The sequence below is a fragment of the Rhizobium skierniewicense Ch11 genome, from assembly GCF_023757665.1.
Lineage (GTDB): Bacteria > Pseudomonadota > Alphaproteobacteria > Rhizobiales > Rhizobiaceae > Agrobacterium > Agrobacterium skierniewicense.
Map to the genome: position 1 here is coordinate 247,192 of NZ_RXPG01000003.1, position 14,395 is coordinate 261,586.

General features: G+C 57.1%; 13 protein-coding genes. All 13 read left to right on the forward strand.

Translation table 11 applies throughout. The features are described from left to right. The first annotated feature begins 83 nt into the window (after nucleotides 1-83). The 13 genes from sdhC to EKM04_RS02860 all read left to right on the forward strand — a co-directional run bounded on the left by sdhC (nucleotide 84) and on the right by EKM04_RS02860 (nucleotide 14,340). Nucleotides 84-476, forward strand: coding sequence for a succinate dehydrogenase, cytochrome b556 subunit (gene sdhC / locus EKM04_RS02800; RefSeq protein WP_174154247.1), 393 nt, complete (start codon nucleotides 84-86; stop codon nucleotides 474-476). A 12-nt stretch (nucleotides 477-488) separates the two neighbouring features. After that, nucleotides 489-869 (forward strand): succinate dehydrogenase, hydrophobic membrane anchor protein, encoded by a 381-nt coding sequence (gene sdhD, locus EKM04_RS02805; protein WP_174154246.1) that lies wholly within the window; start codon nucleotides 489-491, stop codon nucleotides 867-869. 6 nt (nucleotides 870-875) lie between these two features. Beyond that, the gene (sdhA, locus tag EKM04_RS02810) at nucleotides 876-2,720 is read left to right on the forward strand and encodes a succinate dehydrogenase flavoprotein subunit (RefSeq protein WP_183896274.1); all 1,845 of its coding nucleotides are present in this window, start codon (nucleotides 876-878) and stop codon (nucleotides 2,718-2,720) included. A gap of 16 nt (nucleotides 2,721-2,736) precedes the next feature. After that, entirely contained in the window at nucleotides 2,737-3,516 is a 780-nt protein-coding gene (locus EKM04_RS02815) for a succinate dehydrogenase iron-sulfur subunit (RefSeq protein WP_174154244.1), read from the forward strand. Between the two features lie 202 nt (nucleotides 3,517-3,718). After that, nucleotides 3,719-4,258, forward strand: a complete 540-nt coding sequence (locus EKM04_RS02820; RefSeq protein WP_183896272.1) for a protease inhibitor Inh/omp19 family protein — start codon at nucleotides 3,719-3,721, stop codon at nucleotides 4,256-4,258. A 49-nt stretch (nucleotides 4,259-4,307) separates the two neighbouring features. Continuing rightward, the gene (gene zapE, locus EKM04_RS02825) at nucleotides 4,308-5,471 is read left to right on the forward strand and encodes a cell division protein ZapE (RefSeq protein WP_183896270.1); all 1,164 of its coding nucleotides are present in this window, start codon (nucleotides 4,308-4,310) and stop codon (nucleotides 5,469-5,471) included. A gap of 180 nt (nucleotides 5,472-5,651) precedes the next feature. Further along, nucleotides 5,652-6,614 (forward strand): malate dehydrogenase, encoded by a 963-nt coding sequence (gene mdh / locus EKM04_RS02830; protein ID WP_042620056.1) that lies wholly within the window; start codon nucleotides 5,652-5,654, stop codon nucleotides 6,612-6,614. Between the two features lie 31 nt (nucleotides 6,615-6,645). Then, entirely contained in the window at nucleotides 6,646-7,839 is a 1,194-nt protein-coding gene (gene sucC, locus EKM04_RS02835; RefSeq protein WP_183896268.1) for an ADP-forming succinate--CoA ligase subunit beta, read from the forward strand. A 17-nt stretch (nucleotides 7,840-7,856) separates the two neighbouring features. After that, nucleotides 7,857-8,759 carry a succinate--CoA ligase subunit alpha gene (sucD, locus tag EKM04_RS02840; RefSeq protein ID WP_174154240.1) on the forward strand — a complete coding sequence of 301 codons (903 nt, stop codon included), beginning with the start codon at nucleotides 7,857-7,859 and terminating at the stop codon, nucleotides 8,757-8,759. A 160-nt stretch (nucleotides 8,760-8,919) separates the two neighbouring features. Continuing rightward, nucleotides 8,920-11,916, forward strand: a complete 2,997-nt coding sequence (locus tag EKM04_RS02845) for a 2-oxoglutarate dehydrogenase E1 component (protein WP_183896266.1) — start codon at nucleotides 8,920-8,922, stop codon at nucleotides 11,914-11,916. Between the two features lie 56 nt (nucleotides 11,917-11,972). Then, complete coding sequence (gene odhB, locus EKM04_RS02850) at nucleotides 11,973-13,202, forward strand: 2-oxoglutarate dehydrogenase complex dihydrolipoyllysine-residue succinyltransferase (RefSeq protein ID WP_183896264.1); 1,230 nt, start codon at nucleotides 11,973-11,975, stop codon at nucleotides 13,200-13,202. A 68-nt stretch (nucleotides 13,203-13,270) separates the two neighbouring features. Further along, a complete protein-coding gene (locus tag EKM04_RS02855; protein ID WP_174154237.1) occupies nucleotides 13,271-13,684 on the forward strand; it encodes an MAPEG family protein in 414 nt (137 codons plus the stop codon). A 14-nt stretch (nucleotides 13,685-13,698) separates the two neighbouring features. Then, nucleotides 13,699-14,340: a LysE family translocator gene (locus tag EKM04_RS02860; RefSeq protein WP_183896262.1), complete on the forward strand. Its 642-nt coding sequence runs from the start codon at nucleotides 13,699-13,701 to the stop codon at nucleotides 14,338-14,340. Nucleotides 14,341-14,395 lie beyond the last annotated feature (55 nt).

Genomic DNA, 14,395 nt, shown 5'->3' on the forward strand with positions numbered 1-14,395 from the left:
GCGGTTGGTGCAATGCACATTTCTCCGTCATGTGCGTTGTTTGGGGCGCCCGCTTTCTGGGCGCGGAACGCCGTGAGGTTTATATGGCGAATACGACAAGCAATCGGCCATTGTCGCCGCATCTTCAAGTCTACAAGCTCATCCCGACGATGCTCGCATCGATCGTGCACCGAATTACTGGTGCGGCGCTGTATTTCGGCACAGTGTTGGTTGCGTGGTGGTTGATCGCGACAGCGTCCGGCGTGGATGCCTATAGCTGGGTCCAGTGGGCCATGAACTCCATTATCGGTAAACTCATTCTGATCGGCTACACGTGGGCGCTCGTTCACCATATGCTTGGCGGCCTCCGCCACTTCATGTGGGATCTGGGTCATGGCTTCGATAAACATTTCACCACGAAAATCGCCAAGGCATCCTTCGTGGTTTCGATCTGTCTGACCGCGCTGATCTGGGTTGTCGCCCTGATCGTGCGCTGAGGAGATATTACCATGGATATGCGTACACCTCTCAATAAGGTTCGCGGCCTGGGATCTGCCCGGGAAGGCACGGAGCACTTCTGGCGCCAGCGCGTCACGGCAGTCGCAAACGTTCCGCTTCTGATTTTCTTTGTGGTTTTCCTGGTCATGTATGGCGGTGCGCCGTACGAAGAGGTTGCCGGGGCTCTTTCGAACCCGCTCGTTGCGGTGATTATGGCGCTTGTCGTCGTCTCTGGCATCATCCACATGAAGCTGGGCATGCAGGTCATCATCGAAGACTATGTGCATGCGGAAGTGCCCAAGCTGGTCCTTTTGATGCTCAACACGTTCTTCGCGGTGATTATGGCTGGTCTCTGTCTTTTCGCCGTTCTGAAAATCGCATTCGCAGGATAATCCGTCATGGCACCCAACAGTTCACCTTCTCAGAACGGCAAGGCCTATACTTACGTTGATCACTCCTATGACGTGATCGTTGTGGGCGCAGGTGGCGCGGGTCTTCGCGCGACGCTCGGCATGGCCGAACAGGGCTTCAAGACCGCGTGCATCACCAAGGTCTTTCCAACCCGTTCGCACACGGTTGCAGCACAGGGCGGTATTGCCGCATCGCTCAACAACATGACGCCGGACAGCTGGCAATGGCACCTGTACGATACCGTCAAGGGCTCCGACTGGCTCGGCGACGTGGACGCCATGCAGTATCTTGCCATGGAAGCGCCAAAGGCGGTCTACGAGCTGGAGCATTACGGCGTGCCGTTCTCGCGTAACGCCGAAGGCAAGATCTACCAGCGCCCGTTCGGCGGCCACATGCAGAACTACGGTGAAGGCCCACCGGTGCAGCGCACCTGCGCCGCTGCCGACCGTACCGGCCATGCCATTTTGCACACGCTGTATGGTCAGTCCTTGCGCCATAATGCCGAATTCTTCATCGAATATTTCGCGCTTGATCTCATCATGTCGGATGACGGAAGCCATTGCACAGGCGTCGTAGCCTGGAACCTCGATGACGGCACCATCCACCGCTTCACGGCGAAAATGGTGGTTCTGGCAACCGGCGGTTATGGCCGCGCCTATTTCTCGGCCACATCCGCGCACACCTGCACGGGCGACGGCGGTGGCATGATTGCGCGCGCCGGTCTCCCGCTTCAGGACATGGAATTCGTTCAATTCCACCCGACGGGCATTTACGGCGCGGGCTGTCTCATCACCGAAGGCGCGCGCGGTGAGGGCGGTTATCTCGTCAACTCCGAAGGCGAGCGCTTCATGGAGCGTTATGCGCCATCCGCCAAGGATCTGGCCTCGCGTGACGTCGTCTCGCGTTGCATGACAATGGAAATCCGCGAAGGTCGTGGCGTCGGCAAGAACAAGGATCACATCTTCCTTCACTTGGATCACCTCGATCCGGCCATCCTGCATGAGCGCCTTCCGGGCATTTCCGAAAGCGCCAAGATTTTCGCAGGCGTGGACGTGACACGCGAGCCTATCCCCGTTCTGCCGACGGTTCACTACAATATGGGCGGCATTCCGACCAACTATTGGGGTGAAGTGCTGAATGCCGATAGTGAAAACCCTGAGCGGATCATTCCAGGCCTGATGGCTGTGGGCGAAGCTGGTTGCGCCTCGGTTCACGGGGCAAACCGCCTCGGTTCCAATTCACTGATCGACCTCGTGGTCTTTGGCCGTGCCGCTGCCATTCGTGCGGCCGAAGTCATTGATCGCGCGAGCGCTGTTCCCGCGCTCAATGTCGCTGCTTGCGACAAGATCATGGATCGCTTCGACCGTCTGCGCAACGCCAATGGCGGAACGCCGACCGCCGTGTTGCGTGACAAGATGCAGCGCGCCATGCAGGACGATGCTGCGGTGTTTCGTACGCAGGAATCGTTGGAAAGCGGCTGTCAGCGCCTTTCTGCCATCTGGAAGGAACTGCCGGATATCAAGGTCACCGACCGTTCTATGGTCTGGAATTCCGATCTCGTTGAAACGTTGGAACTTGAAAACCTCATGGCCAACGCGATCACCACCGTCTACGGTGCGGAAGCCCGCAAGGAAAGCCGTGGCAGTCATGCGCGTGAAGACTTCGTGGAAGGCCCGTTTGGCGGTCGCGATGACGTCAATTGGCGCAAGCACACATTGGCTTGGGTCAACGAGCAGGGCGACGTGAAGCTTGATTACCGTCCGGTTCACACGGAACTGATTGCCGAAGGCATTGATCTTCAGAAGATCGCGCCTAAAGCTCGCGTCTACTGATTGAGAGGAACTGGACATGGTTGAACTTGCTCTCCCAAAAAACTCTCAGATGACCGAAGGCAAGGTCTGGCCGAAGCCGGCAGGCGCGAAGAATGTTCGCGAATACCGGGTTTACCGCTGGAACCCTGATGACGGCCAGAATCCGCGCATCGATACCTATTACATCGATGTCGATGATTGCGGCCCGATGGTTCTCGATGCGCTTCTCTACATCAAGAACAATGTCGATCCGACGCTGACGCTTCGCCGTTCCTGTCGCGAGGGCATTTGCGGTTCTTGCGCGATGAACATCGATGGTACGAATACGCTGGCCTGCACCAAGGGCATGGAAGAAATCACCGGCACGGTGAAGGTCTATCCTCTGCCGCATATGCCGGTCGTAAAGGACCTCGTTCCCGACCTATCGAACTTCTACGCCCAGCACCGCTCCATCGAACCTTGGCTGAAGACGGTATCACCGACGCCTGCCAAAGAGTGGAAGCAAAGCCATGACGATCGCCAGAAGCTCGATGGTTTGTACGAGTGCATCCTGTGCGCCTGCTGTTCCGCTTCCTGTCCCAGCTACTGGTGGAACGGTGACCGTTATCTCGGTCCGGCTGTTCTGCTGCAGGCCTATCGCTGGCTGATCGACAGCCGTGATGAAGCGACAGGCGAGCGTCTTGATGACCTCGAAGATCCGTTCCGTCTGTATCGCTGCCACACGATCATGAACTGCGCGCAGGCGTGCCCGAAGGGCTTGAACCCTGCCAAGGCGATTGCCGAGATCAAGAAGATGATGGTCGAGCGTCGCGTTTAAGCGCGGTGGATAATAGAAGACAACAAACAGGCCGCGATCCCCATCGTGGCCTGTTTCATGATAACGAGGCTGGATAGGTCTATAAAAATCGACTGAACTTGCAATTATCGCGGTAGCGGCTTGCTTAAGGCAACGCTTTGGTAATAATTCAGCCGTTTTGTGTAGACATGGTCTAGCCGAAGCAGAGAATCGGGAGCTTGAAATGCAGTTCAGATATGTGGTGACGGGTCTGGTGGTCGTGATGAGCCTTTCCGGTTGCCAGCGTACCTCCTTCGATTACAACAATAACAGCAGCCCCAATGGCAATCCCGGTTATACGCCGCCGCTTCAGGCGCAGCCCGTGCCGTCCGTGCAGTCCGGCGCTTTGCCACCTCCCGGCGGCTCTTCGCAGTTTCCCAATGCGCCTGCCAACGGGGCACCCGCCGGCACCAATGTAGCCTCTGCTCCCCCTGCTGCTGCGATGGACGTCACCAAGGAAGCTATGGTCGGCAACTGGCGCGTGTCCAATGGCGGCGCTAGCTGCGACATGTTCCTGACCCTGACCAACCTGGGCAGCGGATCGCGCGGCGGTACCCGTGGTTGCGCTGGAGAGCTGTCGTCCATGGGCTCATGGGAAGTCTCTAACAAGATGGTTCAGTTCAAGAATCGCGCTGGCGACACGATCGGTCGGGTCTACAAGACTGGCGACACGCGTTATGATGGTACGACCAATAGCGGTCAGCCGCTGAGCCTCAGCCGATAATGTTTTTGCGCGGGCATCGTTTGACGGTGCTCGCGTTCGAGGCGCGTGTATGAAGCCGTTACCAGATTATAATCACAGTGTCGTTGAACAGCTCAACGCACTGACCGCATCTGGCGAGTTGAAAGCAGATGCCGCGCAGATGGCCGTCGCATCGCAGCTTGATCGTGTTCTGACCGAGCTCAAGATCCGCAAACCCGCCAAGAAAAAGAGTGCGCTGGGCTGGTTGTTTGCGAAGAAAGCCGGTGATGGTTCGTCTGTCAAAGGTCTCTACGTCGAGGGCAGTGTGGGACGGGGAAAGACGATGCTGATGGACATGTTCTTTCAGCTCGCGCCCATCGAAAAGAAACGCCGCTGCCATTTTCACGAATTCATGGCCGACGTGCACAATCGCGTCCACGCACACCGCCAGAAGCTCAAAAGTGGTGAAACAAAGCAGGCGGATCCGATCCCCCCGGTTGCAGCACAATTGCTGGCAGAGGCCGAGCTGCTCTGCTTCGATGAATTCTCGGTTACCGATATCGCCGATGCGATGATCCTCGCGCGGCTGTTCACCGAACTCTTCGCCAATGGCTGCGTTCTGGTGACGACTTCGAATGTTTTGCCGGGCAATCTTTACAAGGACGGTCTCAACCGCAGTCTGTTTTTGCCCTTCGTCGATTTGCTACAGCAGCATGTTCAGGTCGTCACGCTGAATAGCCCGACCGACTATCGGATGGAGAAAATCAGGAGCCTGCCTGTCTATGTCACGCCACTTGGCGAGGCTTCCGACAAGGCTATGGATAGGGCCTGGCAGCAATTAACCGAAGGTCATGTCAGTGCGCCGACCAATATTGCTGTCAAGGGACGCTCCGTCGTCGTTCCGAAGGCAGCTGGACGCGTCGCACGTTTTTCGTTCGCCGATCTGTGCGAAAAGCCGCTCGGTGCCGCTGATTTTCTTGCGATCGCCGATAGGTTCGACACTGTTTTCATCGATCATATTCCTCTGCTTGACGCCGACAAGCGCAACGAAACGAAGCGTTTCATTATTCTGATCGATGCCTTTTACGATCGCACGATCAGAGTCGTCGCCTCCGCTGCAGCCATGCCAGAAGACCTTCTTGTTCAGCGGAAGGGGACTGAGGGTTTCGAATTTGATCGAACGGCATCCCGCCTGTTTGAGATGCGAAGCGCTGACTATCTCGCCTTGCACAACGAAAAACGCGATGTCGCGTGACACTTTTGTAACTTAATGTCTTACGTTTACGTAAGTATTTATTGATCTAACCGATTGAAAATGCTTGCTTCAAAACTAGTTGTTGCCATTTTTTTCCAATAAAGCTAAGTCGAGTGCGACAATTTAAAGCCGCCTTATGTTCGCGGCGAAATTAAATTGAAGCTCAAGAGGAAGCATTCGATGTCTCGCAAAAAGATTGCACTTATTGGTTCTGGCATGATCGGCGGCACGCTGGCGCATCTGGCCAGCCTGAAGGAACTGGGCGATATCGTCCTCTTCGATATTGCTGATGGCATTCCCCAGGGCAAGGGTCTGGATATTGCCCAGTCCGGCCCGGTCGAAGGTTTCAATGCCAAGCTGACCGGGGCTTCCGATTATGCAGCCATCGAAGGCGCGGATGTTTGCATCGTCACTGCCGGTGTTGCCCGCAAGCCCGGCATGAGCCGCGACGATCTTCTCGGCATCAACCTAAAGGTCATGGAGCAGGTCGGCGCAGGCATCAAGAAGTATGCCCCCAATGCTTTCGTGATCTGCATCACCAACCCGCTCGACGCCATGGTCTGGGCGCTCCAGAAGTTCTCCGGCCTGCCGAAGAACAAGGTTGTTGGCATGGCTGGCGTTCTCGACAGCGCGCGCTTCCGCCTGTTCCTGTCTGAAGAGTTCAACGTTTCCGTTCAGGATGTGACAGCATTCGTCCTGGGTGGTCACGGTGACACGATGGTGCCGTTGGCGCGTTACTCTACAGTTGGTGGCATTCCGTTGACCGACCTCGTCAAGATGGGCTGGCTGACAGCCGAGCGTCTTGAAGAAATCGTTCAGCGCACCCGCGATGGCGGCGCGGAAATCGTTGGTCTGCTGAAGACCGGCTCTGCCTATTACGCGCCTGCTGCATCGGCGATCGAAATGGCTGAATCCTACCTCAAGGACAAGAAGCGCGTTCTGCCTGCTGCGGCCTACCTTTCGGGTCAGTACGGCGTCAACGACATGTATGTCGGCGTGCCCACGATCATCGGTGCGGGCGGCATCGAACGCATCATCGAAATTGAACTCAACAAGGACGAGGAAGCTGCTTTCCAGAAGTCCGTCGGCGCGGTTGCGGGTCTGTGCGAAGCCTGCATCAATATTGCTCCGTCGCTGAAGTAATAGCCTCACGGCTTCAAACAGGGATTAATCCATGAATATTCATGAATATCAGGCCAAAGCTCTTCTCAAGGGTTATGGCGCACCGGTGGCCGAAGGGGTTGCTATCCTTAAGGTCGAAGAAGCCGAAGCCGCTGCAAAGCAGCTTCCTGGCCCTCTTTATGTCGTCAAGAGCCAAATCCACGCTGGTGGTCGCGGCAAGGGCAAGTTCAAGGAACTCGGCCCTGACGCCAAGGGTGGTGTTCGACTGGCCAAGTCCATCGAGGAAGTCGTTTCCCACGCCAAGGACATGCTCGGCAACACGCTGGTTACCGCTCAGACGGGCGATGCCGGCAAGCAGGTCAACCGCCTTTACATCGAAGATGGCGCTGACATCGACCGCGAACTCTATTGCTCGCTGCTCGTCGATCGCTCTGTCGGTCAGGTTGCTTTTGTGGTTTCCACGGAAGGCGGCATGGACATCGAGGCTGTTGCGCATGACACGCCAGAGAAAATCCACACAATTGCGATCGAACCTGAAGCAGGTGTAACGGCTGCAAACATCGAAGCCATTTCCAAAGCTCTCGAACTGTCGTCGGCTGCCGCAGAAGACGCGAAGGCCCTCTTCCCTGCGCTTTACAAAGCCTTTGTCGAAAAGGACATGGCTCTTCTCGAAGTCAACCCACTGATCGTCATGACAGACGGCCACCTGCGCGTTCTTGATGCCAAGATGTCCTTCGACGGCAATGCGATTTTCCGTCACGACGACGTGAAGCTGCTGCGCGACGAAACCGAAGAAGATGCCAAGGAAATCGAAGCCTCCAAGTGGGATCTCGCTTACGTGGCGCTCGATGGCAACATCGGCTGCATGGTTAACGGCGCTGGCCTTGCCATGGCAACGATGGACATCATCAAGCTGTATGGCAAGGAGCCTGCAAACTTCTGCGACGTCGGCGGTGGCGCTGGCAAGGAGAAGGTTGCGGCTGCGTTCAAGATCATCACGGCTGACCCAAAGGTCGAAGGCATTCTGGTCAATATCTTCGGTGGCATCATGAAGTGCGACGTTATCGCAGAAGGCGTTATCGCTGCGGTGAAGGAAGTTGGCCTCGAGGTTCCTCTCGTCGTGCGTCTCGAAGGCACCAATGTTGAGCTGGGCAAGAAGCTTCTGAACGAGTCGGGTCTTGCGATTACGGCTGCTGACGACCTGGACGATGCAGCGAAGAAGATCGTTGCGGCGATCAACGGCTAATTGAGGGACTTGAAATAATGTCTATTCTTGTAAACAAAGACACCAAGATCCTCGTTCAGGGTCTGACCGGCAAGACCGGCACCTTCCATACCGAACAGGCGCTTGCTTACTACGGCACGCAGATGGTCGGCGGTATTCACCCCAAGAAGGGTGGCGAAACATGGACCGGCTCCAAGGGTGAAAGCCTGCCGATCTATGCAACGGTTGCAGAAGCCAAGGAAAAGACCGGCGCTGACGCATCGGTGATCTATGTGCCGCCAGCAGGTGCTGCCGATGCCATCATCGAAGCCATCGAAGCGGAAATTCCGTTCATCACCTGCATCACCGAAGGCATCCCTGTCATGGACATGGTTCGCGTCAAGGCTCGCCTCGACCGCTCCAACTCACGTCTGCTTGGCCCGAACTGCCCAGGCATCATGACACCGGAAGAGTGCAAGATCGGCATCATGCCGGGCTCGATCTTCCGCAAGGGTTCAGTTGGTATCGTTTCCCGCTCGGGCACGCTGACCTACGAAGCTGTGTTCCAGACATCCAACGAAGGCCTCGGCCAGACCACGGCTGTCGGCATCGGTGGCGACCCAGTCAAGGGTACCGAGTTCATCGACATCCTGGAAATGTTCCTCGCCGACGAAGCGACACAATCGATCATCATGATCGGTGAAATCGGCGGTGCTGCGGAAGAAGAAGCAGCGCAGTTCCTGATCGACGAAGCCAAGAAGGGCCGTAAGAAGCCAATGGCTGGCTTCATCGCGGGACGTACGGCGCCGAAGGGCCGCACGATGGGTCATGCCGGTGCAGTGGTTTCCGGCGGCAAGGGTGATGCGGAATCCAAGATTTCGGCCATGGAAGCGGCTGGTATCAAGGTTTCGCCTTCCCCAGCGCGCCTTGGCAAGACGCTGGTCGAAGTCCTCAAGGGCTGAGACTGAAACAGATCTGGCGGCGGGCAGGGGTCGGAAACGGCAGCCTGCCCGAAGCCGCAAGAAGAACGGTTGGTGCTTTCGCATCGAAAACCAAAGCGGCAGACCGGCGACGGTCATCAACGGGATTGAGGAGGCGGACGAATACGTCCGCGAAAACACCATGGCAAGGCAAGAAGCCAACGAGCAGTTTCAGATCACGTCGTTTCTAGACGGCGCGAATGCAGCCTATATCGAGCAGCTCTACGCCCGGTACGAGGAGGATCCGTCTTCCGTATCTCCCGAATGGCAGAGCTTCTTCAAGGGGCTTTCCGACAATCTCGATGACGTGAAAGCAGCGGCCAAGGGTGCTTCCTGGAAGCGCTCCAACTGGCCGATCGCTGCCAACGGCGATCTGATTTCAGCGCTGGACGGCAATTGGGCCACCGTCGAAAAAGCCATCGAAAAGAAGGTTCAGGCCAAGGCCGAAGCCAAGGGTGCCGAGACCGGCAAGACCGTCAGCGAGGCAGAGGTTCTTCGTGCGACGCGCGACAGCGTGCGCGCCATCATGATGATCCGCGCCTACCGGATGCGTGGTCATCTGCATGCCAAGCTCGACCCTCTCGGTATCGCGAGCGCCGTCGAGGACTATGATGAATTGTCGCCGAAGTCCTATGGCTTCGAGGAAAGCGATTATGATCGCAAGATTTTCATCGATAATGTGCTGGGTCTCGAATACGCCTCCGTCCGCGAGATGATCGAGATTCTTGAGCGCACCTATTGCTCGACGCTTGGTGTTGAGTTCATGCACATGTCGAGCCCCGAAGAAAAGGGCTGGATCCAGGAACGCATCGAAGGCCCGGACAAGGGCGTCGCGTTCACCGCCGAAGGCAAGAGGGCGATCCTCTCCAAGTTGATCGAAGGCGAAGGCTACGAACAGTTCCTCGACGTTCGTTTCAAGGGCACCAAGCGATTCGGTCTGGATGGTAGCGAATCGCTCATTCCGGCGCTGGAACAGATCATCAAGCGTGGCGGACAGGAAGGCCTAGAAGAAGTCGTTCTCGGCATGGCACACCGTGGCCGTCTGAACGTTCTGACCAATGTTATGGGCAAGCCGCATCGCGCCGTTTTCCACGAGTTCAAGGGCGGTTCGTTCAAGCCTGACGACGTCGAAGGTTCTGGCGACGTGAAGTATCACCTTGGTGCATCCTCGGACCGCGAGTTCGATGGCAACAAGGTTCACCTGTCGTTGACAGCCAATCCGTCGCACCTTGAAATCGTCAACCCTGTCGTCATGGGCAAGGCCCGCGCCAAGCAGGACCAGCTTGCCAAGGCTTGGGACGGCGATACCATTCCCTTGTCCGAACGCGCCAAGGTTCTGCCATTGCTGTTGCACGGCGATGCGGCCTTTGCGGGTCAGGGCGTGGTTGCGGAAATCCTCGGCCTTTCCGGTCTGCGCGGCCATCGCGTTGCCGGGACCATGCATGTCATCATCAACAACCAGATCGGATTTACGACGAACCCCGGCTTCTCGCGGTCTTCGCCGTATCCGTCAGACGTTGCCAAGATGATCGAAGCGCCGATTTTCCACGTCAATGGTGACGATCCCGAAGCTGTGGTTTACGCAGCCAAGGTCGCGACCGAATACCGCATGAAGTTCCATAAGCCTGTCGTCATCGACATGTTCTGCTACCGGCGCTTCGGCCATAACGAGGGCGATGAGCCTTCGTTCACGCAGCCGAAGATGTACAAGGTCATCCGTGCGCACAAGACCGTCGCCAACATCTATGCCGAGCGTCTGATCTCCGAAGGTCTTCTGACCGAAGGCGAGTTCGAAAAGATGAAGGCCGATTGGCGCGCACATTTGGAGCAGGAATTCGAAGCTGGCCAGAGCTACAAGCCCAACAAGGCTGACTGGCTGGACGGTCAGTGGTCCGGCCTGCGTGCCGCCGACAATGCCGATGAGCAGCGTCGTGGCAAAACCGGCGCGCCAATGAAGCAGCTCAAGGAAATCGGCCGCAAGCTGTCGACCATCCCGGAGGGCTTCAAGGCACACAAGACCATTCAGCGTTTTATGGAAAACCGCGCCCAGATGATCGAGACCGGTGAAGGTCTGGATTGGGCGATGGCGGAAGCCATGGCGTTCGGCTCGCTGGTCGTCGACGGGCACAAGATCCGTTTGTCAGGTCAGGATTGCGAGCGCGGAACGTTTTCGCAGCGTCATTCCGTCCTCTACGATCAGGAGAGCGAAGAGCGTTACATTCCGCTGGCGAACCTTGCGCCGACGCAAGCTCGCTACGAAGTCATCAACTCGATGCTTTCGGAAGAGGCGGTACTTGGTTTCGAATACGGTTACTCGCTGGCGCGCCCGAATGCGCTGACACTCTGGGAAGCCCAGTTCGGTGACTTCGCCAATGGTGCGCAGGTGGTCTTCGACCAGTTCATCTCCTCCGGTGAGCGCAAGTGGCTTCGCATGTCCGGTCTCGTCTGCCTCCTGCCGCACGGCTATGAAGGTCAGGGTCCCGAACACTCGTCTGCCCGTCTGGAACGCTGGTTGCAGATGTGCGCCGAAGACAACATGCAGGTCGCGAATGTCACGACGCCATCGAACTACTTCCATATTCTGCGCCGCCAGGTAAAGCGAGACTTCCGCAAGCCGCTCATTCTGATGACGCCGAAGTCCCTGCTTCGCCACAAGCGCGCGACGTCGTCGCTGACGGAACTCGCCGGTGAATCTTCGTTCCACCGTCTGTTGTGGGACGACGCAGAGGTCATCAAGGACGGTCCGATCAAGCTCCAGAAGGATGCAAAGATCCGTCGCGTCGTGCTTTGCACTGGCAAGGTCTACTACGATCTTCTCGAAGAGCGCGAAAAGCGTGGTATCGACGATATCTATCTGCTGCGTATCGAACAGCTCTATCCTTTCCCGGCCAAGGCGCTCATCAACGAGCTGTCTCGTTTCCGCAACGCCGAAATGGTCTGGTGCCAGGAAGAGCCGAAGAACATGGGTGCGTGGTCGTTCATCGATCCTTACCTGGAATGGGTTCTGGCGCATATCGATGCCAAGTACCAGAAGGTCCGCTACACGGGTCGTCCGGCCGCTGCATCGCCCGCAACGGGCCTGATGTCCAAGCACCTCGCCCAGCTCGCAGCATTCCTGGAAGACGCGCTGGGAGAGTGATCACTCTCCCACACGCACCCTCGCAAATCAGATATTTGATGAAACGGAACTAGATCATGGCCACTGAAATCCGCGTACCAACCCTCGGCGAGTCCGTCAGCGAAGCAACTGTCGGAACATGGTTCAAAAAGGTTGGCGACTTCGTCAAGGCTGACGAACCGCTGGTCGAGCTGGAAACCGACAAGGTGACAGTCGAAGTGCCTTCGCCAAAGTCGGGCGTGTTGACTGAGATCGTTGCGCAGAATGGTGAAACGGTTGGTCTGGATGCCCTTCTCGGCCAGATCGCAGAAGGCGAAGCTGGTGCTGCTCCGTCCGCACCGGCTGCAAAGGCTCCCGAGCCTGCGGCTGCCCCTGCTTCACCCGCAGCTGTTTCGGCGCCTGCGCCAAGCACAATGCCGCCTGCCCCGGCTGCTGGTAAGCTTCTCGCTGAAAACAATCTGTCTGCCGATCAGGTCGATGGTTCTGGCAAGCGTGGACAGGTTCTAAAGGGTGATGTTCTGGCTGCTGTTGCCAAGGGTACGTCGGCACCTGCCGCTGCCCCGGCAGCCGTTTCCGCACCACGCCCGGTTTCCGCAGAAGGCGACGCCGTTCGCGAAGAGCGCGTGAAGATGACGCGCCTGCGCCAGACCATCGCACGCCGCCTCAAGGATGCGCAGAACACTGCCGCCATGCTGACCACTTACAATGAAGTGGACATGAAGGCGGTCATGGACCTTCGCACCAAATACAAGGACGTGTTTGAGAAGAAGCATGGCGTCAAGCTTGGCTTCATGGGCTTCTTCACCAAGGCCATCACCCATGCCTTGAAGGAACTGCCTGCCGTTAACGCAGAAATCGACGGCACGGACATCATCTACAAAAACTATTGTCACGTCGGCATGGCTGTCGGCACTGACAAGGGTCTCGTTGTTCCGGTCATCCGTGATGCCGACAAGATGTCCATTGCCGAAGTCGAGAAGGAGCTGGCACGTCTTGCCAAGGCTGCGCGTGATGGTTCGCTTTCCATGGCAGACATGCAGGGCGGCACCTTCACCATTACCAATGGTGGCGTCTACGGCTCGCTGATGTCTTCGCCGATCCTGAATGCTCCGCAGTCCGGTATTCTCGGCATGCACAAGATCCAAGAGCGTCCCGTTGCCATCGGCGGTCAGGTCGTCATCCGTCCGATGATGTATCTGGCGCTCTCCTACGATCACCGCATCGTTGACGGCAAGGAAGCGGTGACCTTCCTCGTACGCGTCAAGGAAAGCCTCGAAGATCCAGAACGCCTGGTTCTCGATCTCTGATCGAGCCTGCTTTTTCCATCAGCGGGGTTTCAACCGAAATCCCGCTGAAATTGCCCCAGGAGCATTCTGTGCAACCCACCTTCCTCGCCGCCTCACCGTTTCTGCCTCTGGTCGGACTGAGTGTCATCCTGCTGATTGCTCACACCATGCTGCAGGCGATGACGGCGACGAAGGAGTTCGGCCGGGACTGGAATGCAAGCCCTCGCGATGACGGCAGAAAAGTGCAAGGCAAACTTGCTGGTAGAGCCGAACGTGCAGCCGCAAATTTCCGCGAAACCTATCCTGCTTTTATCGCTCTCGCATTCGGTGTCATCATGGCTGGAGACCCGATTGGTCTTGCGCTGATCGGCGCCTGGCTGTGGGTCGTCTGCCGGATCATTTATATTCCGCTTTATCTTGCCGGTATCCCCTATGTCCGCTCGCTGGTTTGGGTCGGCTCGATGATCGGGCTCACGCTCATGCTCTTTGTGTTGCTGTTTTAACGGGAGAGAGACCGATGCACCAGTATCTCATCGAACTCGCATCTCTGATGGCGATTTTTGCCTTCGCGATCGTTTCGCCCGGCGCTGACCTTGCCATGGTCATGCGTCAGGCCATGACGCATGGACGCCGTGAAGCGATCATCACGAGCTTTGGCGTAGGCACGTCCTTGATGTTCCATGTGACCTATACGATCCTAGGCTTGGGACTAATCATTTCGCAGTCCATCTATCTCTTCAACATCGTAAAATGGCTCGGCGTCGCCTATTTGATTTATATCGGTGTCAAAGCCTTGCGGGCTGGTAAGATGGAAATGCCGGAGGTGGGTGGCGCTGAGATCATTCAGAAGAAGCGGCAGTCGGGCTTTAAAGCCTTCACACTCGGTTTTGCGGCGAACGCACTCAACCCGAAACCGGTCTTTTTCTTCCTCTCAATTTTCTCGACGGTTGTGCATGCGCACACGCCGGTTCCGATCAAATTCGGTTACGGTTTCGTCATGGCGAGCTGCCTCATCCTCTGGTTCGTCGGCGTCAGCATGTTCATGACGACGCCGCGTATGCGCGCAGCCTTTGCCCGCGCGAGCCAATGGATCGATCGTACCAGCGGCGTGGTTTTCATCGCGCTCGGTATCAAACTTGCAACGGAAAAGTCGGCCTGAGTTTTCAGGTCAAACGAAAGTAGGGTGGACCACCGTGCCGCCTCCAATCTATCAG